The organism is Arthrobacter zhaoguopingii, from assembly GCF_009828595.1.
Lineage (GTDB): Bacteria > Actinomycetota > Actinomycetes > Actinomycetales > Micrococcaceae > Arthrobacter_D > Arthrobacter_D zhaoguopingii.
In genome coordinates this window covers 252,150-275,310 of the sequence record NZ_WPNY01000005.1, presented here as the reverse complement: position 1 = coordinate 275,310, position 23,161 = coordinate 252,150, and the positions used below count along the sequence as shown (strand labels likewise).

Annotated in this window: 20 protein-coding genes; 13 read left to right on the top strand and 7 right to left on the bottom strand. The window is 67.9% G+C overall.

Annotated elements, in window-relative coordinates:
- Positions 1–3: 3 nt before the first annotated feature.
- Positions 4–1,455, bottom strand: a complete 1,452-nt coding sequence (gene guaB1, locus GVV86_RS09430; RefSeq protein WP_159802624.1) for a GMP reductase — start codon at positions 1,453–1,455, stop codon at positions 4–6.
- Between the two features lie 193 nt (positions 1,456–1,648).
- Here guaB1 and GVV86_RS09425 point away from each other — a divergent pair, with 193 nt between their 5' ends.
- From GVV86_RS09425 to GVV86_RS09400, 6 genes are all read left to right on the top strand, one after another.
- Positions 1,649–5,473 (top strand): multifunctional oxoglutarate decarboxylase/oxoglutarate dehydrogenase thiamine pyrophosphate-binding subunit/dihydrolipoyllysine-residue succinyltransferase subunit, encoded by a 3,825-nt coding sequence (locus GVV86_RS09425; RefSeq protein ID WP_159802623.1) that lies wholly within the window; start codon positions 1,649–1,651, stop codon positions 5,471–5,473.
- Between the two features lie 125 nt (positions 5,474–5,598).
- On the top strand, positions 5,599–6,195 hold the full coding sequence (locus GVV86_RS09420) for a GDSL-type esterase/lipase family protein (RefSeq protein WP_120165161.1): 597 nt from the start codon (positions 5,599–5,601) through the stop codon (positions 6,193–6,195).
- 289 nt (positions 6,196–6,484) lie between these two features.
- On the top strand, positions 6,485–8,263 hold the full coding sequence (locus GVV86_RS09415) for an ABC transporter family substrate-binding protein (protein WP_159802622.1): 1,779 nt from the start codon (positions 6,485–6,487) through the stop codon (positions 8,261–8,263).
- A 103-nt stretch (positions 8,264–8,366) separates the two neighbouring features.
- Positions 8,367–9,899, top strand: a complete 1,533-nt coding sequence (locus tag GVV86_RS09410; protein ID WP_159618167.1) for an ABC transporter permease — start codon at positions 8,367–8,369, stop codon at positions 9,897–9,899.
- 10 nt (positions 9,900–9,909) lie between these two features.
- The gene (locus GVV86_RS09405) at positions 9,910–10,944 is read left to right on the top strand and encodes an ABC transporter permease (RefSeq protein WP_246669932.1); all 1,035 of its coding nucleotides are present in this window, start codon (positions 9,910–9,912) and stop codon (positions 10,942–10,944) included.
- Entirely contained in the window at positions 10,941–12,728 is a 1,788-nt protein-coding gene (locus GVV86_RS09400; RefSeq protein WP_159618166.1) for a dipeptide ABC transporter ATP-binding protein, read from the top strand. Before GVV86_RS09405 ends, GVV86_RS09400 begins: the two co-directional genes overlap by 4 nt.
- A gap of 102 nt (positions 12,729–12,830) precedes the next feature.
- Here the strand turns inward: GVV86_RS09400 and GVV86_RS09395 are convergent, their stop codons facing one another.
- Positions 12,831–13,796 carry a zinc-binding dehydrogenase gene (locus tag GVV86_RS09395; protein ID WP_159802621.1) on the bottom strand — a complete coding sequence of 322 codons (966 nt, stop codon included), beginning with the start codon at positions 13,794–13,796 and terminating at the stop codon, positions 12,831–12,833.
- Positions 13,797–13,942: 146 nt separating this feature from the next.
- Here GVV86_RS09395 and GVV86_RS18965 point away from each other — a divergent pair, with 146 nt between their 5' ends.
- Positions 13,943–14,017 (top strand): 50S ribosomal protein bL37, encoded by a 75-nt coding sequence (locus tag GVV86_RS18965; RefSeq protein WP_369299106.1) that lies wholly within the window; start codon positions 13,943–13,945, stop codon positions 14,015–14,017.
- 67 nt (positions 14,018–14,084) lie between these two features.
- Here GVV86_RS18965 and rsrA read toward each other — a convergent pair whose 3' ends face one another.
- Positions 14,085–14,345: a mycothiol system anti-sigma-R factor gene (rsrA, locus tag GVV86_RS09390; protein WP_159802620.1), complete on the bottom strand. Its 261-nt coding sequence runs from the start codon at positions 14,343–14,345 to the stop codon at positions 14,085–14,087.
- Positions 14,342–15,085, bottom strand: coding sequence for a sigma-70 family RNA polymerase sigma factor (locus tag GVV86_RS09385; RefSeq protein WP_159618220.1), 744 nt, complete (start codon positions 15,083–15,085; stop codon positions 14,342–14,344). The genes rsrA and GVV86_RS09385 overlap by 4 nt, the downstream gene beginning before the upstream one ends.
- A 298-nt stretch (positions 15,086–15,383) precedes the next feature.
- On the opposite strand from GVV86_RS09385, the gene GVV86_RS09380 reads away from it, so the two are divergent.
- The 4 genes from GVV86_RS09380 to GVV86_RS09365 all read left to right on the top strand — a co-directional run bounded on the left by GVV86_RS09380 (position 15,384) and on the right by GVV86_RS09365 (position 18,773).
- Entirely contained in the window at positions 15,384–15,932 is a 549-nt protein-coding gene (locus tag GVV86_RS09380; protein WP_159618163.1) for a DoxX family membrane protein, read from the top strand.
- A 5-nt stretch (positions 15,933–15,937) separates the two neighbouring features.
- Positions 15,938–17,287, top strand: coding sequence for a 3-phosphoshikimate 1-carboxyvinyltransferase (gene aroA / locus GVV86_RS09375; protein ID WP_159802619.1), 1,350 nt, complete (start codon positions 15,938–15,940; stop codon positions 17,285–17,287).
- A complete protein-coding gene (gene rsgA / locus GVV86_RS09370; protein WP_159618161.1) occupies positions 17,280–18,413 on the top strand; it encodes a ribosome small subunit-dependent GTPase A in 1,134 nt (377 codons plus the stop codon). Before aroA ends, rsgA begins: the two co-directional genes overlap by 8 nt.
- Before the next feature lie 156 nt (positions 18,414–18,569).
- The gene (locus tag GVV86_RS09365; RefSeq protein WP_026532371.1) at positions 18,570–18,773 is read left to right on the top strand and encodes a cold-shock protein; all 204 of its coding nucleotides are present in this window, start codon (positions 18,570–18,572) and stop codon (positions 18,771–18,773) included.
- Between the two features lie 161 nt (positions 18,774–18,934).
- Here the strand turns inward: GVV86_RS09365 and fmdA are convergent, their stop codons facing one another.
- Genes fmdA through GVV86_RS09350 form a run of 3 tightly spaced genes read right to left on the bottom strand, consistent with a single transcriptional unit; the run spans position 18,935 to position 21,188 of the window.
- Entirely contained in the window at positions 18,935–20,191 is a 1,257-nt protein-coding gene (gene fmdA, locus GVV86_RS09360) for a formamidase (RefSeq protein ID WP_159618160.1), read from the bottom strand.
- 40 nt (positions 20,192–20,231) lie between these two features.
- Positions 20,232–20,522, bottom strand: a complete 291-nt coding sequence (locus GVV86_RS09355; RefSeq protein ID WP_159618158.1) for an FmdB family zinc ribbon protein — start codon at positions 20,520–20,522, stop codon at positions 20,232–20,234.
- A gap of 30 nt (positions 20,523–20,552) precedes the next feature.
- On the bottom strand, positions 20,553–21,188 hold the full coding sequence (locus GVV86_RS09350) for an AmiS/UreI family transporter (RefSeq protein ID WP_159618156.1): 636 nt from the start codon (positions 21,186–21,188) through the stop codon (positions 20,553–20,555).
- A gap of 347 nt (positions 21,189–21,535) precedes the next feature.
- Here GVV86_RS09350 and hisN point away from each other — a divergent pair, with 347 nt between their 5' ends.
- A complete protein-coding gene (gene hisN, locus GVV86_RS09345; RefSeq protein WP_159618154.1) occupies positions 21,536–22,345 on the top strand; it encodes a histidinol-phosphatase in 810 nt (269 codons plus the stop codon).
- Between the two features lie 65 nt (positions 22,346–22,410).
- Positions 22,411–23,160 (top strand): class I SAM-dependent methyltransferase, encoded by a 750-nt coding sequence (locus GVV86_RS09340; protein ID WP_159618152.1) that lies wholly within the window; start codon positions 22,411–22,413, stop codon positions 23,158–23,160.
- The last annotated feature ends 1 nt before the right edge of the window (position 23,161 follow it).

Here is a 23,161-nt window from a genome sequence, read left to right as displayed (position 1 = left end):
CGGTTACCAGCTTTGTGGGAGGGGGCGGCCTTCTTCGTAGCCGGCGGCGGACTGGATGCCGACCAGGGCGCGGTCGGAGAATTCGGCCAGGGTGCGGGCTCCGGCGTAGGTCATGGAGCTGCGCACGCCGGCGGTGATCATGTCCAGCAGGTCCTCCACGCCGGGACGGGCGGGGTCCAGGTACATTTTGGAGGTGGAGATGCCTTCTTCGAAGAGTCCCTTCCGGGCCCGGGCGAAGACGTCCTCGGCCTGGGTGCGGTGCTGCACCGCCCTCGCGGAGGCCATGCCGAAGCTTTCCTTGTAGCGGCGGCCGTCGCTGTCGGTGTGCAGGTCCCCGGGGCTCTCGTAGGTCCCGGCGAACCAGGACCCGATCATGACCTGGCTGGCCCCGGCGGCCAGGGCCAGGGCCACATCGCGGGGGTAGCGGACCCCGCCGTCGGCCCACACGTGCGCGCCGAGCTCCCGGGCCGCCGTGGCGGCCTCGTGCACGGCGGAGAACTGGGGCCGGCCCACGGCGGTCATCATCCGGGTGGTGCACATCGCCCCGGGCCCGACCCCGACCTTCACAATGTCCGCCCCGGCCGCGACCAGGTCCCGGACCCCGTCGGCGCTGACCACGTTCCCGGCCACGACGGGCACCTGCGGGTCCAGGGAGCGCACGATCTTGAGGGCATCGAGCATCTTGCGCTGGTGCCCGTGGGCGGTGTCCACCACCAGGGTGTCCACCCCGGCCGCGAGCAGGGCCGCCGCCTTGGCCTCGACGTCCCCGTTGATCCCCACCGCCGCGGCCACCCGCAGCGAACCGCGGGCGTCCAGGGCCGGGGTGTAGATGGTCGAGCGCAGCGCCCCGGCCCGGGTGATGACCCCCTGCAGGATCCCGTCCCGGACCACCGGGGCCAGCGGGGCGCCGCTGGCCTCCAGCTCCGCGAAGACCCCCTGCAGCCCCTGAACCGGGTCCGCCTCGAACCGGGCCGCGTCCACCGGGGCCGGGCCGGTGCGCAGCACCGAGGCCAGGGACGCGAAACGGTCCACGCCCTCGCAGTCCGCGGCCCGCACCACCCCCACATACCGGTCCTCCCCGTCCACGACCACCACCGCCCCGTGGGCGCGCTTGTGGATCAGGTGCAGCGCATCGATCACCGTGTTGGACGGGCGCAGCCGCAGCGGAGTCTCGAACACCGGATGGCGGGCCTTGACCCAGCCGGTGACCTCGGTAATCACCTCCACCGGCACGTCCTGGGGCAGCACCGCCAGCCCGCCGCGCCGGGCCAGAGTCTCCACCATCCGCCGCCCGGTCACCGCGGTCATATTCGACACCACCAAAGGAATCGTCGAACCGGTCCCATCAGCGGCGGAGAGATCCACGTCAAAACGCGAAACCACCTCCGAGGCCGAGGGCACCAAAAACACATCAGCATAGGTCAGGTCGGTGGACGGATCATTGATGAATCGCATTATTTCTCCCGCAATCGAGTACCTACCGAGTTTAGTCGCCCGTGCGGACGCCACCGATTCGACCGCCGGTCAGTGATTCGCCTGTTCCTCGTTCGTGTTACTAGACTGGAAGAAGGTCTAACCACCGTCCAGGACGTCCGCACAGACGGACTTTCCCGCGCTCAGGGCTACTTACGGAAGAGGCGTATACCAAGTGCCAGAACAAACCAGCCACCGTCTACCTGAAGAGTTCGGCGGAAATGAGTGGCTTGTTGACGAACTGTACGAACAGTTTCAGAAAGACCGGAACTCGGTCGACCCGAAGTGGTGGGATCTCTTCGACTCCTTCGATGCGGAAAATCAGCCGAAAGAGAACGGCCAGGGCAATGGCGCCGCTGCCGGTGAAACCAAGGCACCCGCCGCAGCCGCGGCGCCTGCCACCAGCGAAGCGCCGGTCGTGAAGACCGAAGCCGCCGCACCCAAGGCCTCGGGCGAATCGCCCGCCTCGACACAGGAGTCGGGAAAGCCGCCCGTGGCAAAGGAGCCGGCGAAGGAGCCGGCCCCGAAGCCCGCAGCGGAGAAGAAGCCCGAACCCGCCAAGCCAGCCGGCCCGCCCATCCCGGCCCAGCTGCCGGAGACAGCGCGAAACACCCAGATGGACGAGGACACGGTCAGTGTCCTGCGTGGACCGGCGAAAGCCATCGCGACGAACATGGACGCGAGCCTGTCGGTTCCCACCGCCACGAGCGTGCGCACCATCCCGGCGAAGCTTCTGATTGACAACCGCGTCGTGATCAACAACCACCTCGCCCGCGCCCGTGGCGGAAAGGTGTCGTTCACCCACATCATCGGCTACGCCATCGTGCGCGCCCTGGCCCAGTTCCCCTCCCAAAACGTCTACTACGACATCATCGACGGCAAGCCCTCGGCGGTGCAGCCGGCGCACGTGAACTTCGGCCTCGCGATCGACATGCCCAAGCCCGACGGCACGCGGCTGCTTGTGGTGCCGAACATCAAGAAGGCCGAGAACATGAACTTTTCGGAGTTCTGGCGCGCCTACGAAGACCTCGTGAAGAAGGCCCGCGGCGGCAAGCTCGGCGCCGACGACTACTCCGGAACCACCGTGTCGCTCACCAACCCCGGCGGCATCGGCACCGTCCACTCGGTGCCCCGCCTCTCAAAGGGCCAGGCATGCATCATCGGTGCCGGCGCGCTCGAGTACCCGGCCGCGTTCCAGGGCGCCAGCGAGAAGACGCTGGCCCAGCATGCGATCTCCAAGACCATCACGCTGACCTCCACCTACGACCACCGGGTCATCCAGGGTGCCGGCAGCGGCGAGTTCCTGCGCATCATCCACCAGCTCCTGCTGGGCGAGCAGGGCTTCTACGACGAGATCTTCGAATCCCTGCGCATCCCGTACGAGCCGGTGCGCTGGAGCGCCGACATCCAGGTCGACCCAATGGACGAGATCAACAAGGTCGCCCGGATCCAGCAGCTCATCCACGCCTACCGGGTGCGCGGCCACCTCATGGCCGACACCAACCCGCTGGAATACGTCCAGCGCAAGCACGCGGACCTCGATGTGCGCACCCACGGACTGACCCTGTGGGACCTCGACCGCGAATGGCCGACGGGCGGCTTCGGCGGCAAGCCGATGCTCAAGTTCCGCGACATGCTCGGAGTGCTGCGCGACGCCTACTGCCGCACCACGGGCATCGAGTACATGCACATCCAGGACCCGGAAGAGCGCCAGTGGTTCCAGGACGAGCTTGAACACCCCTACTCCAAGCCGAGCCGCGAGGAACAGCTGCGCATCCTGCACAAGCTGAACTCCGCCGAGGCCTTCGAGACCTTCCTGCAGACCAAGTTCGTCGGCCAGAAGCGCTTCTCGCTCGAGGGCGGTGAATCCCTCATCCCACTGCTGGACGCCATCATCTCCGGTGCCGCCGACGACGGGCTCGACGAGGTGGCCGTCGGCATGGCCCACCGCGGCCGGCTGAACGTGCTGACGAACATCGCCGGCAAGACCTACGCCCAGGTGTTCCGCGAGTTCGAAGGAACCCAGGACCCGCGTTCGGTCCAGGGCTCCGGGGACGTGAAGTACCACCTTGGCACCGAGGGGACCTTCACCTCCGACGCCGGCAACACCACCCGGGTCTATCTTGCGGCGAACCCCTCGCACCTTGAGGCGGTCGACCCGGTGCTCGAGGGCATCGTGCGGGCCAAGCAGGACCGCCTCGACCAGGGCGGGGCGTTCCCCGTGCTGCCGATTCTGATCCACGGCGACGCGGCCTTCGCCGGCCAGGGCGTTGTGGCGGAGACGCTGAACCTTTCGCAGCTGCGCGGCTACCGCACCGGCGGCACCATCCACGTCATCGTGAACAACCAGGTCGGCTTCACCACCTCCCCGACGTCGTCGCGGTCCTCGGTGTACTCCACCGACGTCGCCAAGATGGTCCAGGCGCCGATCTTCCACGTCAACGGCGACGACCCCGAGGCCGTGGTGCGGGTGGCGCAGCTCGCCTACCAGTTCCGCCAGCGGTTCAACAAGGACGTCGTCATCGACATGGTCTGCTACCGCCGCCGCGGACACAACGAGGGCGACGACCCGTCGATGACCCAGCCGATGATGTACAACCTGATCGAGGCCAAGCGTTCGGTCCGCAAGCTCTACACCGAGGCACTCATCGGCCGCGGCGACATCACCGAGGAAGAGGCCGAGCAGGCGCTGCGCGACTACCAGGAACGCCTCGAGCGGGTGTTCGCCGAGACCCACGCCGCCCAGACCTCCCCGATGCCGCTGGTCTCCGAGGATCCCGCAGCGGTCTCGAACCTCGAGCGCCCCTCCGCCCAGCAGACCGACGGCGAGGAGACCGGGCCTCAGCCCACCGCCATCTCGGCCGAGGTCCTCGCCGCCATCGGCAAGGCCCACACCAACGTGCCGGAGGGCTTCACCGTCCACCCCAAGCTCAAGGCGCTCCTGGAGCGCCGCGAGCAGATGTCCCGCGAAGGCGGCATCGACTGGGGCTTTGGCGAAATGGCCGCCCTCGGCTCGCTGCTGATGGAGGGCATCCCCGTCCGCCTCGCCGGGCAGGACACCCGCCGCGGCACCTTCGTGCAGCGCCACGCGGTGTTCCACGACCGCGCCAACGGCACCGAGTGGCTGCCGCTGGAGCGGCTCAGCGAAGACCAGGCGAAGCTGTGGATCTACGATTCCCTGCTTTCGGAATACGCCGCCATGGGCTTCGAATACGGCTACTCGGTGGAGCGGCCGGACGCGCTGGTGATCTGGGAGGCGCAGTTCGGTGACTTCGTCAACGGCGCGCAGACGATCATCGACGAGTTCATCAGCTCCGCCGAGCAGAAGTGGGGCCAGCGCTCCTCGCTCGTGCTCATGCTGCCGCACGGCTACGAGGGACAGGGCCCGGACCACTCCTCGGCACGGATCGAACGGTTCCTCCAGATGTGCGCCGAGGAGAACATGTTCGTGGCCAACCCGAGCAGCGCGGCCTCGCACTTCCACCTGCTGCGTCAGCACGCCTACCGCCGGCCGCGCAAGCCGCTGATCATCTTCACGCCCAAGCAGCTGCTGCGCCTGAAGGCGGCGGCGAGCTCGGTCGAGGACTTCACCTCCGGCAGCTTCCAGCCGGTCATCCCCGACACCCTCGAGACTCCGGGTACCGAGGTCGAGCGGGTCATCCTGGTTTCCGGCCGGCTCTACTACGACCTGCTGTCGGCCCGGCAGAAGGCCGACGATAAGAAGACCGCCATCGTGCGCGTCGAGCAGCTGTACCCGCTGCCGCTCGACGAGATCAAGGAGGCGCTGGCGGCCTACCCCAACGCCGACGTCGTCTGGGCGCAGGACGAACCGGCCAACCAGGGTCCGTGGCCGTTCATCGGACTGAACCTGCCCCAGCACATCGAGGGCGGCATCGAGCTCGCCTCGCGGCCGGCCTCGGCTGCGACCGCTACGGGCTCCGCCAAGCACCACGCGGTGGAGCAGGAAATCCTCGTGCGCAAGGCTTTCGGAAGAAAGTAACGGGCCGATCAGTATGATGTTGGGTGGGGACCTGTGCCCCACCCAACGCATTTAAGGCATTACTCCAGTTCCGCACGGCGCAAATCCGTGCGTGCACCGACACCAATCAGTAACCGAGGGATCCAGTGGAACAACGCAGAATCCGGCTAGCCGCAGTGGGCGACGAACTTCTCGCAGGACTCGGAGATCCGCGCGCGCTGGGCTGGCTTGGACGCGTCATGGCCCGCACCGCTCCCGACGGCGTGCAGGTCGAGGCCTATCCCCTGGCCGCTCCCCGTGAAGGCACCGAGTCCCTGGCCAACCGGTGGCTGCAGGAGACCGGGCGCAGGTTCGACGACGGGTTCGAGAACCGCCTCGTCATCGGCCTCTCCGACCGGGACCTCGATCTCGACCTCTCCACGGCCCGCAGCCGGCTTAACCTCGCGAACATTCTCGACGGCGCCGCCCAGATGAGCGTCAAGGTCCTCGTCGTCGGGCCTCCCCCGGGCCTCGACCCCGAGCGCAACCGCCGGCTGGGGGAACTCTCGGCGGCCTTCGCCGACGTCACCACCCGCCGCAAGCACGTCTACATCGACACTTTCACCCCGCTGGTGGCCCATGAGCAGTGGCGCAATGACCTCGCGGCGAACGGTGGAACTCCCGGCCAGGCCGGCTATGGGCTGATGGCCTGGCTGGTGCTCCACCGGGGCTGGTTCCAGTGGCTTGAGATTCCGGCCTCCTAGCGGGCCCACCCCGCCGAAACAGCAGAAAACCACCCTTTTCCACCGCGAAAGGGTGGTTTTCTGCTGTTTCGGCGTAGTGAAGGCTGTGGCACAGCGCTGTTGAAAATGTGAAACCAAATCTCTCCATGTGTCCGGAAGATAACGAATCAGTTATCACTTATTTACTGGGTGTCCGAGGCAACAAACCTTGGTTATGCTGACGGAAGTGTGATCGCTGTCACTGGAGCTATCCACTTGAACGGGACTGACCAACCGGTCCCGTGCGCCTCTAGCACAGTAAGGATGACGAATGCGTAATAAGCGCACAGCCACTCTCGCGGCTCTTTCCATTGGGGTGCTTCTGCTCAGCGCCTGCGGATCGGCCGGCGGGACGGCGCAGCAGCCCTCCGAGGCTGCAGAGGAAGACCTCGCCACGACCATCAATGTGGCCATCAGTCAGACCCCGGACGCCTACAACAGCTACACCGCCAACGCCAACAGCGTCTACAACACCTATGTGAACAACGTTGTCCACAGTACGTTTGTCGCCTTCAACGCCGACGGCGAGCTGGAGCGCAACGAAGATTTCGGCACCTTCGAAAAGACAAGCGACGACCCGCTGACCGTCAAGTACACCATCAATGAGGATGCCGTGTGGTCCGACGGGACGCCGATCGACTTCGACGACGTCCTCCTGCAGTGGGCCGCCGCCTCCGGCAAGCACCCGAGCGGCGAGAAGGACCCCGACACGGGAGCCGAGACCGACCTGTTCCAGGCCGCCTCGACCAATGGCTTCGCCCAGGTCGAGCTCCCCGAGGGCGAGGCCGGCGACAAGGAGTTCGAGTTCGTCTACTCCGAGCCCTACGCCGACTGGGAATCGCTCCTCTCCGAACCCATGATGCCGGCCCACATCGCGGCGGAGCAGGGCGGAATGTCCCCCGAGGGTGACGGCGCCGAACTGATCGAAGCGATCAAGGGCACCGACATCGAGGCGCTCAAGCCCGTCGCCGAGTTCTGGAACACCGGCTGGAACTACGAAGCCGACCTTCCCAGCCTCCCCGACGAGGCACTGATCCCCTCCTCCGGCCCCTACAAGCTGGACAACGCGGTCAACGGCACGCTGACCCTGGTCAAGAACGAGGAGTACTGGGGCGAGGAGCGCGCAGCCAAGACCGAGACCCTCGTCTACAAGACGGTCGTCGACGAAGAAGCCGTCCAGGCCCTGGAGAACGGCGACGTCGACGTCATCGATCCCTCGAGCCCGACGGTCGACACCAAGTCGGCGCTTGAGCAGATCGGTGAGACCGTCACCGTCGAGACCGGTGAAACCCTCACCTTCTCCCACGTTGACCTCGCCCAGCGGCCCGGCGACGTGTTCGAGGACCTCGAGGTGCGCCAGGCCTTCGCGAAGTGCATGCCGCGCGCGGACATGGTCGAGAAGTTCGTCACGCCCATCGAGCCCGAGGGCAAGGTGATGGACCTGCGCGAGTACCAGCCGGCCCAGCCCGACTACGACACGGTGCTTGAGGGCGCCCCCGCGGCCACCGAGAACGCCGAGCTCGACATCGAGGGCGCCAAGGCCCTGCTCGCCGACGCCGGCAAGACCGAGCCGGTCAAGGTGAGCCTGATGTACGCGTCCACCAGCCAGCTGCGCGCCGACATGGTTGCCCTCATCAAGGCCTCCTGCGACAAGGCCGGCTTTGAGATCATCCCCCAGCCCGAGGAGGAGTGGGCCGCAATGCTCGCCCAGCCCGGCTCCTGGGACGCGGTGCTCTTCGGCTGGGCCGGATCCGGCCTCGTGGCCTCCGCCGAGTCGATCTACGTCTCCGACGGCGAGCAGAACTTCGGCGGCTACAAGGACGAGAAGGTCGACAGCATCTGGAAGGAAATCGTCACGAACACCGACCCCGAAAAGGTCGTCGAGATGAAGACCGAACTGGAGCAGCGGCTTGCCGAAACCCAGTACAACGTGGTGCTCTACGCCAACCCGGGCATCAACGCCTGGAACTCCAAGGTCGAGGGCGTCGAGCCCAACCCGACGCAGACGGGCCTGACCTGGAACGCCTACGAGTGGACGAAGAAGAAGTAACCCGCTGACGCGGGGCTGTGCAGAAGGGCGGGCAGATCCTTGGGTCTGCCCGCCCTTCTGACAGCACCCGGCTCATCTGCAGACCGTCCCTAGGAGCCCCCCAGTGTTGTTTTTCATTGCCAAACGTTTACTCATCTCCTTTTTCATCATGGCGGCGGCCACGACGCTCATGTTCTTCCTCGTCATCTCGTCGGGCGATCCCCTCGGGGACCTTGGTGAAGCCTCGGGCTCGTCGAAGAAGGCGACGATCGCCGCTCGCACCGAGGCGATGAACCTCGACCAGCCACCGCTCATGCGCTACTTCCTGTGGCTCCAGGACCTGGGCCACTGCCTCGTCCCGGGCGGCGTCGACTGCACCCTCGGCTCCGATCGGGCCGGAAACGCCGTCCTCCCCCAGCTCGAAAGCGCCATCGGCTCGACCTTCCGCCTCGTCCTGGTGGCCACGGTGATCGCCCTGGTCCTCGGGGTGGTCGTGGGCATCGTCACGGCGATCCGCCAGTACACGACGTTCGACTACTCAATCACTTTCATCTCCTTCGTCCTGTTTTCGCTGCCGCTGTTCTGGCTTTCGACCCTGCTCAAGCAGTACCTGGCGATCGACCTCAATACGTGGCTTGCCAATCCGCAGTTCCCCTACCTGACCATCCTGCTCGTCGGGGTGGTCGCCGGCGTCATCTGGGCCGTCGTCGTCGGTGGCGATAGGAAGCGCAGGCTCGCCGTCTTCGGCATCGCCGCCGCGGCGACCGCAGTCGCGCTGTGGCTGCTGCTGGTGACCGGCTGGTTCGTCACTCCGGGCCTGGGGCCGGTCGGCATGCTGATCTCGGCCGGGGCCGTGGCCCTGCTCTGGACCGCCCTGCTTGCCGGGTTCCGGCGCCGCCGGATCCTCTACGCCGCACTGACGGCCGCCGCGGTGGGCTATGCCGGATACCTCCTCTCCATCCCGCTGCTGGCCGACCCCAACTGGCTCACCGTCCTTGCGCTCCTCGGGCTGACGGTGGCGGTGGCTTACGCCGCCGGCGGGTTCGTCGGCGGCCCCTACCGGGCGCGCGCGGCGCGGATCTCCGCGGTGATCGCCTTCAGCATCGGACTGCTGATCTTCCTCGACCGGTTGCTGCAGGCCTACCCCGAACTCTCGGCGCGGGCCGGCGGGCGGCCCATCCCCACCACCGGCTCCGAGTCCCCGAACCTCTCCGGAGGCTTCTGGCAGACCAACCTCGATTACGCGCTGCACCTGATCCTGCCCACCATCGCCATCACCCTGATCTCCTTCGCCACCTACACGCGGTACACGCGGGCGAGCCAGCTCGATGTGATGAACCAGGACTACATCCGGACGGCGCGGGCCAAGGGGCTCAGCGAGCGGACGGTGCTGGTGAAGCACGCCTTCCGGAACGCGATGATCCCGATCACCACGCTGATGGCGTTCGACTTCGCCGGCGTGCTGGGCGGGGCGGTGATCACCGAGACGGTCTTCGGCTGGAACGGCATGGGCAAGATGTTCGTCGACGGCGTCCACACCGTCGATCCCGCCCCCGTGATGGCCTTCTTCCTCGTCGTGGGAACGGCGGCGGTGCTGTTCAACATGCTCGCCGACATCGCCTACGCCTTCCTCGACCCGCGCATCACCCTGAGCTAGGAGCCGAATCATGAGCAGATCCGACATCGAGCCGGCAGATTCCGGCCCGCAGGTTGAGCTATCCGAAATGACGCTCGCGAGCCAGGACACCGACATCGCCCTCGGCGCGCCCACCCGGCAGCAAACCGAGCGCATCCGCACCACCGAGGCGAAGAGCCAGGGCCGCCTGGTGCGCGAGCGCTTCTTCCGCCACAAGGGCGCCCTCGCGGGCATGGGCCTGCTGGCCCTGATCGTCCTGCTGTCCTTCAGCTCCATCGGGGTGGCCGGCATCCCGGGCTGGTGGAACAAAGAGTACGACGTGCTCGGCGCCCGCTTCAACGAGGGCCGGCCGACCCTGACCCTCTGGCCGTTCAGCCTCGGCGAGCACCCCTTCGGGCAGGATGTGCTGGGCCGTGACTACTTCGCGCTGACCATGCGCGGCATCCAGACCTCCCTGATCATCGCCATGACCGTCGGCCTGGTCGCCACGCTCGTCGGCACCGCTGTCGGGGCCATCGCCGGATACTTCCGGGGCTGGACGGAGGCGGTCCTGATGCGCATCACCGACGTCGTGATCACCATCCCCACGGTGGTCATCGCCGCGGTGATGGCCGGCGTCGTCGCGCGCTTTGGCATCCTTCCCTTCGGCGTCTTCCTCGGCCTGGTCACCTGGACCGGCCTGGCCCGGATCGTGCGCGGTGAGTTCCTCTCGCTGCGGGAGAAGGAATTCGTCGAGTCGGCGAAGTCGGTGGGCGCGAGTTCCGCCCGGATCATCTTCCGGCACATCCTCCCCAACACCGTCGGGGTGATCATCGTCTTCGCGACCCTCGCAATCTCCGGGGCGATCCTGCTCGAGACGGCCCTGAGCTACCTCGGGCTCGGCGTCGTCGCGCCCGACACCTCGCTGGGTAAGGCGATCAACGACAACCGCTCGGCCCTGACAGTACGGCCCTGGCTGTTCCTCTGGCCGGGCGCCTTCATCGTCGGCATCGCCCTCGCCGTGAACTTCATCGGAGACGGCCTGCGCGACGCCTTCGATCCCAAGCAGACAAGGATCAAGCAATGACAGCTGAGCACACTGGGACGCTCTCCGACGACGCCGTGTCCCCCGCCGACGGCCCCATCCTCTCGGTACGCGGCCTCGGCGTCGACTTCAATGTCGACAATGAATGGGTGATGGCCGCCGAGGACGTCTCCTACGACATCCATCCCGGCGAGATCCTCGCCATCGTGGGCGAGTCCGGCTCCGGCAAGAGCATGTCCTCGATGGCGCTGCTCGGGCTGCTGCCCCGCAACGGCCGGTCCAAGGGCAGCGCCCGACTGATGGGCAAGGAGCTGATCGGCGCCCCGCAGAAGACCCTGCGCCGGATCCGCGGCAACGACGTCGCGATGATCTTCCAGGAACCGATGACGGCACTCAACCCGGTGCTGACCGTGGGCGAGCAGATCCGCGAGGCGGTCGAGCAGCACACCGAGGCCTCCCCCGCCGCGGCCAAGGAACGGGCGATCGAACTGCTGCGCATGGTGGAGATCCCCGAGCCCGAGCGGCGCTACGACTCCTATCCGCACCAGTTCTCCGGCGGGCAGCGCCAGCGGGCGATGATCGCCATCGCCCTGGCCAACGACCCGATGCTGCTCGTCGCCGACGAACCCACGACGGCGCTCGACGTCACCGTGCAGGCCGAGGTCCTCGAACTGCTGCGCCGGCTCAACAAGCGCCTGCGCAGCGCCATCCTCCTGATCACCCACGACATGGGGGTGGTGGCGGACCTTGCCGATCACATTGTGGTGATGGAACGCGGCCGGATCGTGGAGTCCGCCCCCTCGCAGCAGCTCTTCCTCACCCCGAAGGAGCCCTACACCCGCCAGCTGCTCGATGCCGTGCCGTACCTGGGCTCGAAGGTCGGAGGGGTCCTCACCGACGTCGAGGTCGTCGACGGCAGCATCCGGATCCACGAGGACTACGCCGAACGCGCCCTGGCGCACCGGCAGCAGCACACCGCCGCCGGCACCGTGCCGGCGCTGGAACTGGCGGGCGTGGACATCGAGTATCCGGGCCGCTTCCGGCAGCCGCCCTTCAAGGCGGTTCACGACGTGTCCTTCACCATCCTGCCCGGGGAGGTCATGGGGCTGGTCGGCGAGTCGGGCTCGGGCAAGTCGACGATCGCCCGGGCGGTCACCGGGCTGATCCGGACCAGCTCGGGCAGCGTGCGGATCGCGGGGACGGACATCACCTCGCTCTCGGCCCGGCAGCTCCTGCCGCTGCGCAAGAAGTTCGCCATCGTCTTCCAGGACCCGGCCGCCTCGCTGAATCCGCGTCTCTCCATCGGGGACAGCATCGGCGAGCCGCTGTACCTGCACGAGAAGCTCTCCCGGGCCGATCTCGACCGGAGGGTGCAGGGCCTGCTCGAGGACGTGCAGCTGCCGGTCTCCTTCCGGAACCGGTACCCGCACGAACTCTCCGGCGGCCAGCGCCAGCGGGTGGGCATCGCCCGCGCCCTGTCGCTCCGGCCGTCCCTCCTCGTCGCCGACGAGCCGACGTCGGCCCTCGATGTGTCGGTGCAGGCCGCGGTGCTGAAGCTGCTGCAGGAGCTGCAGCGCGAGCGGGGCTTCGCCTGCCTGTTCGTCAGCCACGACCTTGCCGTGGTCGAGCTGCTCGCCAGCCACATCGCGGTGCTCAGCAAGGGCCGCCTGGTGGAGCAGGGCACCACCGAGCAGGTGCTGAAGTATCCCCGCGACCCGTACACCCGACGGCTCCTCGCCGCGGCACCCGTGCCGGACCCCACGGAGCAGGCCGTGCGGCGCGAACAGCGCAACGCAATCCTCGCAGCAGGGACGACAGCGTCCTAGAGGTACTGCCCAGGCACACAGCAGGCCCCCGACCTTCCGTCGGGGGCCTGCTGCCTGCCGGGCCCGCTGCATGCCGGGCCTGCCGCACCAGGGCCGGCCGGGCTAGTGCCGGAAGACGATCTTGCCGAACACGTCCCCGGCGGCCATTCGGGCGAAGCCGTCCGCCGCATCCTCGAGGCCGAGCACCGAGTCGATCGGCGGACGGACGCCCGTGGCCGCCAGGAACCGGGTCAGCCGGAGCAGCTCGTCCCGGGTGCCCATGGTGGAGCCGAGGACCCGCAGCTGGAGGAAGAACACCCGGTTCAGCTCCGCCGAGGGCGCCGGCCCGCTGGTGGCGCCGCAGGTCACCACCGCTCCCCCGGGCCGCAGCGCCTTGAGCGAGGAAGACCAGGTCGCCTCGCCGACGGAGTCGAACACGACGTCGACCCGCTCCGGCAGGCGGGCACCGGCCTCAAACGTGTCCGCGGCCCCCAGGGCGCGGGCACGGTCGAGCTTCCCGGCGTTCCTGCCCGTGACCCAGACACGGAAGCCGGCGGCCGACGCGAGGCTGATCAGGGCCGTGGAGACGCCGCCGCCCGAGCCCTGGATCAGGATCGTCGAACCGGGGGCCGCGGGCGAGACGGTGAACAGCATCCGGTAGGCGGTCAGCCACGCCGTCGGAAGGCAGGCGGCCTCCTCGAAGGAAAGGCCTTCGGGCTTGGGCACCAGGTTGCGTTCGGGCACCCACACGTAGTCCGCCATGGTGCCCGGGTAGCGTTCGGAGAGCAGGGAGCGCTGCGGGTCGAGGGTCTCGTCGCCCTCCCATCCCGGCGAGGACAGCACCGAGTGCACGATCACGCTGCGCCCGTCGTCGTCGACCCCCGCCGCATCACACCCGAGGACCATGGGGAGGCGCTCATCCGGCAGGCCCACCCCCTGGAGGGAGAACAGGTCGTGACGGTTCAGCGCGGAGGCCACCACCCTCACCCGGCGGAACCCGTCCGGCGGCGCGGGCGGCTCGAACTCCCCCACCCGCAGGGCCCCGAGCGGGTTGTCCTTCGATGTCGCTTCGACGTAGGCGGCGCGCATTGGAAATCTCCCTCGGTAGGTGCTGTGCCCCCATCCTAGGGCGGGCCCGCACGCCGGGCGCCCGGGGGCGCCGCGCGTTTAGGAGGCACCCGCTGGATGTGGGAGACTTGAATGCAGTTCTGTAGGCATATCTAAGGAGGCCAGCCATGAGCAAGCGAGCACGCAAGCGCCGCGACCGTAAGCGCGGAGGCGCTAACCACGGTAAGCGTCCCAACACCTGATCGTTGGAACACAGCAAAAGACCCCCGGCCTTCCGGCACGGGGGTCTTTTTCTGTCTGCGCCCGGGCCTAATGCCCGGCGGTCTTCAGCTGGCCGATCCGCTCGAGGATGCTGTCCTTCAGCGAGGTCGGTGCCTTCTCCCTGCAGGAGCGCTTCACGACCTCCCGGATGACGCACTCGAGGTCGTGCTCCTTGGCGCACACCGCGCAGCTGTCGAGGTGCGCCTTGATCTCCACGAGGTCCTTGTGGGAGAGCTCGCCGTCAAGGTAGTCGTACAGCTTCTCGATCCGCGCATCGGGGCAGTCCCCCAATTCTTCGCAATCCTTCATTTTGCACTCTCCTGTTTCGTGCCCTTAACACCCTCCACCGCGGCCGGGGTGCCCAGCCCCCGCTCCAGCGCGTACTCCGACAGGAGGTCGCGCAGCAGCTTGCGCCCGCGGTGCAACCGGGACATCACCGTCCCGATGGGCGTATTCATGATTTCTGAGATTTCCTTGTATGCAAAGCCCTCGACGTCCGAGAAGTACACCGCGAGGCGGAATTCCTCGGGGATCGACTGCAGCGCATTCTTAATGTCCGAGTCCGGCAGGTGGTCCAGCGCCTCGGCTTCGGCCGACCGCAGACCCGAGGAGGTGTGTTCGGCTGCCTTGGCCAGCTGCCAGTCCTCGATCGTGTCCGAATGCGACTGCAGCGGCTCCCGCTGGCGCTTCCGGTAGAGATTGATATAGGTGTTCGTCAGGATCCGGTACAGCCAGGCCTTGAGGTTCGTTCCCGGCTTGTACTGGTGGAACGCCGAGAACGCCTTGGTGTAGGCCTCCTGCACCAGGTCTTCGGCGTCGCTGGGGTTGCGGGCCATGCGCATGGCCGCCGAGTACAACTGGTCGACGTACTGCATGGCGTCCCGCTCGAAGCGGGCCTTGCGGTCTGCGTCCGATTCCGTGGATACGTCCAACTGGTCATTTTCGGTCGAGCTGCTGCCCGCCGGAGCTGTTGTATTCATTGGGGGAAAGTCTACGCGCCCGCTGCCGGGCGCCGCCGAGCGGCTCCGCTGCTCCAGCGTAACGTTCAGCTGGAAGTCGGGCGCGAGCTGTTCCGAAACACTTGCCGGTGTACCCAATGTGCCCCCGTCCGTCGATTTCGCTTACTCAGATGGAACCCCGGTGGGGCCGGCCTTATTCCACCGGCTCCCCCGGCACGGCGAGGGATCACCGCAGAGCACATATTTCCGGCGGGATCACCCCCTGCCGGTACGGCGGCGGGCGGATCGCCTCCCACGTCCAAAAGTGCAAAACTAGACCCAGCGTGCTTCGTAAGTTCCGAATCATCATGAACACCGGCGCCGGTGCGCCGGCAACCAGGAGGCTCTTGTGACCCTTGTCCGCGTTATCGCCCGACCACTGACCGCCAGCAGCTTCGCCTTCTCGGGGGTGGACCGGCTGCGGAGCGCAGGAAAAAGCGCCGAGCAGCTCGAACCCGTCCTGGCCCGGCTGGGCAAGGCCGTCCCCTCCCTGGCCCCGGTGACTGGTGACGCCAAGCGGGTCGCCCAGGTCCTCGGCGGCGTGCAGCTCGGCGCGGGCATCCTGCTCGGTCTGGGACGGTTCTCCCGGGTCGCCGGAACGCTGCTCGCGGTCTCCGCCGCGGCCAACACGCTTGTCGATTTCAAGTCGGCGGACTCCTCGACGCCGGCAGCCCGCAAGGAACGCCGCGGCCAGCTGCTGCGCAACCTTTCCCTCGTCGGGGCGGCGCTGCTGGCCTCCGTTGACACCAACGGCCGCCCGGGGCTGGCCTGGCGCGCTGAGCACTTCGCCTCGGGTGCCAAGAAGAACGCGGTGGGCCTGAGCAAGGACGCCCGCAAGCAGCTGAAGAAGGCCGATATCGCCGTCCGCCGCACCGCCGCCGACGTTGTGGGTTCCTAACCTCCATGGCCCATCCTTCTGCCGGGACCGCCGTGCCTCAGCAATCTCCAGGCGTCTGGCCGGCCCCCCGGCCCGGCGCGCCCGTCGACGCCGTCGTTGAGGTTCCGGGCTCCAAGTCCCTGACCAACCGGTACCTCGTCCTGGCGGCCCTGGCCGACGGACCGTCGACGCTGCGCAACCCGCTCCACTCCCGCGACTCGGCGCTGATGATCGACGCCCTGCGCGCGCTCGGCGCTACGGTCACCGCGATCGAGGGGACCGGGCGGTTCGGGCCGGACCTCCACGTGGTTCCCTTTCCCCGGGAGCGCCGGGAGCGGCGGATCGACTGCGGGCTGGCCGGAACGGTGATGCGCTTCGTGCCGGTGCTGGCCGCCCTGCAGGAGGGTGCCACCGCGTTCGACGGCGATCCGCACGCCCGTCAACGCCCCATGGGTGCCACGATCGGCGCCCTGCGCGGCCTGGGGGTTCCGGTCGACGACAACGGCGCGGGCGCCCTTCCCTTCACCGTCGACGGCCGCGGCGCCGTCGAGGGCGGGCATCTGGCGATCGACGCCGGCGCGTCCTCGCAGTTTGTCTCAGCGCTGCTCCTGGCCGGGGCGGCGTTCACCCGCGGGCTTCACCTCGAGCACGCCGGCGGCCGGCTGCCCAGCCTCGAGCACATTGCGATGACGGTGAGGGTGCTTCGAAGGGTCGGTGTCGAGGTCGATGACAGTGTCCCGATGTCCTGGCGGGTCAGCCCCGGCCCGATCCGCGCCTTCGACATCGCCATCGAACCGGACCTCTCCAACGCCGGGCCGTTCCTCGCCGCCGCCGTCGTCACCGGCGGCAGGGTGACCATCCCGAACTGGCCGGCGGAGACCACCCAGGTGGGCGACGCGTGGCGGCAGATCCTTCCGCGCCTGGGCGCCTCGGTGGAACTGGCAGGCGGCGCCCTGACGGTCACCGGCGGCCCGCGCATCACCGGCGGGGATTTCGCCGACACCAGCGAACTGGCGCCGACGGTGGCCGCGCTGTGCGCCCTGGCCGAGACCCCGTCGACCCTGAGCGGCATCGCCCACCTGCGGGGGCACGAGACGGACCGGCTGGCGGCCCTGGTGCGTGAGATCAACGCCCTGGGCGGGAACGCCGAGGAAACCGCGGACGGCCTCCTCATCCGGCCCGCCCCGCTTCACGGCGGCGTGTTCTCCACCTACGACGACCACCGCATGGCCACGGCCGGCGCGGTGATCGGCCTCACCGTCGACGGGGTCCTCGTTGAAAACATCGCCACCACGGCCAAGACGCTGCCGCAGTTCCCAGAACTGTGGGCGCAGCTCGTGGCCACAGCGCGCACCGGGGACTCGCCGGGTGACTGAGGCCGGCAACCGGAGGGGCTCCCGGGCCTGGGACGAGTCCGACGTGCGGATCCGCCCCAACAAGAAGGGCTCCCGCCCCCGCACCAAGAACCGCCCGGCCTACGAGGACGCCGTCACCGGCAGGATCGTCACCGTCGACCGCGGCCGCTACACCGCCGTCGTCGATGAGGACACCCCCGACGAGCGGCTCATCGTGGCGGCGCGGGCCCGCGAGCTGCGCCGCAGCGCCGTCGTCGCCGGCGATCTGGTGGCGCTCGTCGGCGACCTCTCCGGCGGCCCGGACTCCCTGGCGCGCCTGGTGCGCGTTGAGGAGCGGCGCACCGTGCTGCGCCGCAGCGCCGACGACACCGACCCGGTGGAGCGCGTCGTGGTCGCCAACGCCGACCAGCTGGTCATCGTGGTCGCCGCCGCCAACCCGGAACCGCGCACCGGATTCATCGACCGCGCGCTGGTGGCCGCCTACGACGCCGGCATCCGCCCCCTGCTGTGCGTCACGAAGGCGGATCTGGTGGACCCGGCGCCGCTGCTTGCCAACTACGAGCACCTCGACCTGCGGGTGGTGATCAGCAGGACCGCCGCCGACCCCGGCGGCATCGAGGCAACCTCCGACGACGGCGCCTCGGCCCGCCTCTCGGGCGGGGCCATCAGCACCCTGCGGGAGGAGCTCGACGGACAGGTCAGCGTGCTGCTTGGCCACTCCGGGGTCGGCAAGTCCACCCTGGTCAACGCCCTCACCGGCTCCACGCGCGCCACCGGAGGCGTCAACGCCGTCACGGGACGGGGCCGCCACACCTCATCCTCGGCCGTTGCGCTCAAGGCCGCCGGGTCCGCCCCCGGCACCTGGATCATCGACACCCCCGGCATCCGGTCCTTCGGCCTGGCCCACGTCGACCCCGACCGGATCCTCCAGGCCTTCCCCGACCTTGAGCCGGGCACCGCCGACTGCGAACGAGGCTGCCTCCACGACTCCAACGCCGTGAACTGCGGCCTCGACGGATGGGTCGCCAGCGGTGCCGCCGGCGAATCCGGGCCGGTGCGCCTGGCCTCCCTCCGGCGCCTGCTCGGCGCCGGGTCCTCGGACTCCCGCCAGGCGGCGCAGGAGGCGAAGGAACTGGGGAGCCAGTAAACCCTGTTAGACTGAAGTCAGTTGTTGTGTTGCGCATTGAATTTCTGGCCTTGAATCCTCCTTTCGGAGTTCGAAAGCTGTTTTGATAAGCGAAAACGAACACCACGACGAGCGCACCGGAGTTCGGGGCGTCTCTCACAAGGTAAGGATCTAAAAATGGCTACAGGTACAGTGAAATGGTTCAACGCTGAAAAGGGCTTTGGTTTCATCGCTCCCGAAGACGGCGGCGCCGACGTGTTCGCACACTTCTCCGCAATCAATTCGAACGGCTTCCGTTCACTCGAAGAGAACCAGAAGGTCAACTTCGAGACCACCCAGGGACCCAAGGGCCCCCAGGCTGAGAACATCACCGTTCTCTAAGGTTTCCCTCCTCCGGGAATGCAACCTCCGGCCGCGCTGAGCGGCCGAACCAAGGGTCACCGCTGCGGCATCCGCCGCCGGTGGCCCTTGGCCGTTAACGGCCCCGGTGGAGGCCGGGGGCCGCTCTGGACCTCCCGCGGCGCCGCCATCCGGTGGTCCTCCTAGGTGTTGTTCGACCGCGGTGCGCCCATGCCGGCGTTCACCTTGTGCGGGCCGGCCGCCGAGGGACGCACATCGAAGTCGAAGATCGCCGTCGGGATGTAGACCGTCGAGCACGAGTTGGGGATGTCCACCACGCCGGACAGCCTGCCCTCGATCGGCGCCGACCCCAGCAGCAGGTAGGCCTGCTCGGGGCTGTAGCCGAACTTCGTCAGGTAGTCGATGGCATGAAGGCACGCGCGCTGATAGGACAGGTGCGAGTCGAGGTAGTGCTGCTTGCCATCAAGGGTCACCGACGTGCCCGAGAAGGCGATCCACTCGCTGTACCGGGGGTCCACGATGCCGGGCATGAAAATGGCGTTCTCGCTCACGCCGTAGGTTTCCATGCCTCCCTTGATCACATCGACTCGAAGGTCGATGAAACCGCCCATCTCGATCGCGCCGCAGAAGGTGATCTCGCCGTCACCCTGGGAGAAGTGAAGATCGCCCAGTGAGAGGTTCGCTCCGTCGACGAACACCGGGTAGAAAATCCGGGTGCCTTTCGAGAGGTTCTTGATGTCCTGATTGCCGCCGTTCTCCCGGGGCGGTGCCGTGCGCGCGGCCTCCCCTGCCACCCGGTCGAACTCCGACGCCGCCAGGCTGCCCAGCACCGCCTCCCGCGGTTCGGGCGGCAGCGCGAGCGGCGGCACGCGGTTGGGGTCGGTGGCGATCAGGTCGCCTTCGCGCTGGTTCCACTTCGCGAGCAGCTGGGCGGAGGGCGCCGTACCCATCAGGCCGGGGTGGATGAGCCCTACATAGGACACCTCCGGAACATGCCTCGAGGTTGCCACCTGCCCGGTGAAGTCCCAGATCGCCTTGTAGGCGTCGGGGAACTGGTCCGTCAGGAACCCGCCGCCGTTGTTCCGCGCAAAAATACCGGTGTAGCCCCACCCCTGCCCGGCCAGAGGCCCCGAGTCCTCCTGCGGAATTGGTCCGACGTCGAGGATATCGACGACGAGGAGGTCACCCGGCCTCGCTCCTTCGACGGCGAAGGGCCCGCTGAGCTTGTGGACGGTGAGCAGCGGGGCGTTGAGGATGTCGTCTGCGGAGTCGTCGTTGACGATGGCGCCGTCGAACCATTCACGGCAGTGGACCCGGAACGAATCTCCGCGCCTCACCGTGGCGACCGGCGGAATTTCCGGATGCCACCGGTTATGTCCGACTTTCTCCTGGTCTTCGAATTTCTTGGACGAATCGAGCGGAAATATGACGTCAGGCATTTGAACTCCTCCAATATCTGGATCTGGCCGCACCCATCAACTAGGGCCGCGGCAGTTTCTGGTGTAGCGGATTGGACGAATAGGGCGAGGTCCTGCGTGCATTCGTCGATGGCAGCGTCCCGGTCACCACCTGAGGTTCCGATGCACTCCGGTGTGTTGAATCGATCAGCGAAAAGGCCGCCGTGCCCGCCCTGGAAAGGTGGGGCGCGCTGATCTTTCGCCGCGCCTCCTGGCCGCAGGTGGGGCAGACCTGTTCGTCCGCTGCTGCTTCCATGGGACGGATCACTTCGAATGCTGCGCACTGAGGACAGGAATACTCATAGATGGGCATAGGGCAGACCTTTCTTTGGGCAATCGACACTCAGGCCGGCGACACAGCCGCCCCCTCCTCCGACGTCTTTCCGCGCGGGATGCCTTTCCGCCCGAGGAAGAGTCCTGCCGCCAGGGCGGCCACCGCCGCAACCGTCACCAGCAGGGCAAGCCCCGCGTTCGTGTCATACCTGCCCACCAGCAGGAAGAACGCCGGAATCGTCCCGGTGATGTGGGCGACGAAGATCGTGAACCAGCCGGTGGCATAGGTCAGGGAGTCCCGCCCCAGTGCCAACAGGAGGAAGAACAGGAACCAGAGAACGGCCCAGGTCAGCCAGATGACACCGAAGACAGGGTCCCCCACGAGGGTGAACTGGAGGGCGCCGATCACGACAGCACAGACGGCAACGAATAGCGAGAACCAGCCAAGGCCCTCACCGCTGACTCCGGTGACCTGGAGTATCCCAACGTAGAGGTAGGTGAAGCCGAAGAGATACAGGCCGGCAGCCCCGAAGATCGTGGGCAGGTCGTTATTGGCCTGAATGAGGATGATGGTTGGGAAGACAACCTGCATCGTCCCGACAAAGAAATTGAGAATGGCCGCGGATTTACCGGGGACTACCCCGATAAGCATTAGCCCGTTGATGAAGAGAACCGCGCCCACGTATAGCAAACCAACGCTGCTCATGGCGCTCCGTCGCAATACCAGGAGTGGAGGGAGATATAAGGCGGCTGTTCCTGGTCGCCCCGGTGGGGATCCGGAAACAGCGGACGACAGCAGAAGAATTACGTTGTGACGGCGAGCCTAGTCCTGCCCACCAGGAGTGTCGACACCGGCCCGGCCGCCCGCGCCCGGCGTGGACTCCTGGAAAGCCGGTGGATATAATATGCAGTCGTCCTGTGCGCTCGAGTGGGGAATGGAGAACGCGGGTCGCCTCCCCGGCTGGGAAGCTGCAATCATTCTCGGTTCCACGGGCATAGTCGGGCCCCGGCGCCTTTTCCGGGTAATGGCCCCGGAAGCGATAAGTTGAAGGCATGAACCTCGTCCAGAGCTACAACGATGACCTGCGCCTCGCCCACGTGATGGCGGACTCGGTCGATGACCAGACCATGTCCCGGTTCCGGGCGCAGGACCTCCGCGTAGAGACCAAGCCCGACCTCACCCCGGTCACCGACGCCGACCGGGCGGCGGAGGAATCCATCCGCAGCCAACTCTCGCGCGTGCGCCCGCGCGACGCCGTGCTGGGCGAGGAGTTCGGGAGCACCGGGTCGGGGTCGCGGCGCTGGATCATCGACCCGATCGACGGAACCAAGAACTTCGTGCGCGGCGTGCCCGTCTGGGCCACCCTGATCGCCCTCGTGGACGAAGGCCGGCCGGTGGTCGGCCTGGTGAGCGCCCCGGCGCTGGGCAAGCGGTGGTGGGCGGCCGAGGGCACCGGCGCGTTCATGGGCAAGTCCCTGGCGGCCGCGACCCGGCTGCGGGTCTCGAACGTGTCCCGCCTCGAGGACGCCTCGCTCTCCTATTCAAGCCTCTCCGGGTGGAAGGCACGCTCTGCCCTGCCGGAGTTCGTCAACCTCACCGAGCGGGTCTGGCGCACCCGCGCCTACGGGGATTTCTGGTCGTACTGCCTGGTGGCGGAGGGCGCCGTCGACATTGCGTGCGAACCCGAGCTCAACCTTCACGACATGGCGGCGCTGGTCCCGATCGTGACCGAGGCCGGCGGACGGTTCACCTCCCTCGACGGGACCGACGGCCCCTACGGCGGCAACGCGCTGGCCACCAACGGCACGCTCCACAGCGACGTGCTCCGGATGCTCAACCCGCAGATGGACGATCTGCTCTGACGGGCGCACACCGGGGAGCTCCCGGCGGCCCGCGCAGGCCCGCACCGGCGCGCAGCGGACCCCGGATGGACCCCGGCCGCCGGCGCTCGCTGGCCGCCGGTTACCTCACCGGCGCCGGCCGCTACGACCGCGTCCGTCCGTCGTACCCCGAGCAGGTCGTGGAATGGGTGGTGCCGCCGGGTGCCGAGTCCGCCGCCGACCTCGGTGCCGGCACCGGGATCTTCACCCGCATGCTGCTCGACCACGGGCTTACGGTGACCGCCCTCGACCCCTCCGCGGACATGCTCTCCGTGCTCGCCTCCCGCCTGCCCGGTGCGGCCGTGCTCACCGGAACCGCCGAGACCACCTGCCTGCCCGGCGCCTCCGTGGACCTTGTCACCCTCGCCCAGGCCTGGCACTGGGTCGACCCTGCGGCCGCCACGGCGGAGGCGGCCCGCGTCCTCGTGCCGGGCGGCACGCTCGGGGTCCTCTGGAACCAGCTCGACGTCGGCCTGCCGTGGGTCCACCGGCTCTCGCGCATCATGCACGCCGGTGACGTCTACTCCCCCGGGTACCGGCCCGACTTCGGGCCGCTCTTCACCCGGCCCGAACCGATGAGGGTGCGCTGGACCCAGGAGCTGGACGCCGCCGGGGTGGTCGACCTGGCGAAATCCCGCAGCTACTACCAGCGCGCCTCGGAGGCCACCCGGGCCCGGCTCGAGGCCAACCTGCGGTGGTACCTCCACGACTACCTGGCGTTTCCACCGGACGCGGTGATCTCCCTGCCGTACTTCACCTACGCCTGGCGGGCCAGGGCCCACACCGCCTCCCCATAGC

What these genes read in the sequence shown, in the direction of transcription:
- GVV86_RS09340 (WP_159618152.1), top strand. Translation starts at nt 22,411, where the DNA reads ATGGACCCCGGCCGCCGGCGCTCGCTGGCCGCCGGTTACCTCACCGGC.
- fmdA (WP_159618160.1), bottom strand. Translation starts at nt 20,191, where the DNA reads ATGCCTGACGTCATATTTCCGCTCGATTCGTCCAAGAAATTCGAAGAC.
- GVV86_RS09395 (WP_159802621.1), bottom strand. Translation starts at nt 13,796, where the DNA reads ATGCGCGCCGCCTACGTCGAAGCGACATCGAAGGACAACCCGCTCGGG.
- aroA (WP_159802619.1), top strand. Translation starts at nt 15,938, where the DNA reads ATGGCCCATCCTTCTGCCGGGACCGCCGTGCCTCAGCAATCTCCAGGC.
- guaB1 (WP_159802624.1), bottom strand. Translation starts at nt 1,455, where the DNA reads ATGCGATTCATCAATGATCCGTCCACCGACCTGACCTATGCTGATGTG.
- hisN (WP_159618154.1), top strand. Translation starts at nt 21,536, where the DNA reads ATGAACCTCGTCCAGAGCTACAACGATGACCTGCGCCTCGCCCACGTG.
- GVV86_RS09355 (WP_159618158.1), bottom strand. Translation starts at nt 20,522, where the DNA reads ATGCCCATCTATGAGTATTCCTGTCCTCAGTGCGCAGCATTCGAAGTG.
- GVV86_RS09365 (WP_026532371.1), top strand. Translation starts at nt 18,570, where the DNA reads ATGGCTACAGGTACAGTGAAATGGTTCAACGCTGAAAAGGGCTTTGGT.
- GVV86_RS09415 (WP_159802622.1), top strand. Translation starts at nt 6,485, where the DNA reads ATGCGTAATAAGCGCACAGCCACTCTCGCGGCTCTTTCCATTGGGGTG.
- rsrA (WP_159802620.1), bottom strand. Translation starts at nt 14,345, where the DNA reads ATGAAGGATTGCGAAGAATTGGGGGACTGCCCCGATGCGCGGATCGAG.
- GVV86_RS09405 (WP_246669932.1), top strand. Translation starts at nt 9,910, where the DNA reads ATGAGCAGATCCGACATCGAGCCGGCAGATTCCGGCCCGCAGGTTGAG.
- GVV86_RS09350 (WP_159618156.1), bottom strand. Translation starts at nt 21,188, where the DNA reads ATGAGCAGCGTTGGTTTGCTATACGTGGGCGCGGTTCTCTTCATCAAC.
- GVV86_RS09400 (WP_159618166.1), top strand. Translation starts at nt 10,941, where the DNA reads ATGACAGCTGAGCACACTGGGACGCTCTCCGACGACGCCGTGTCCCCC.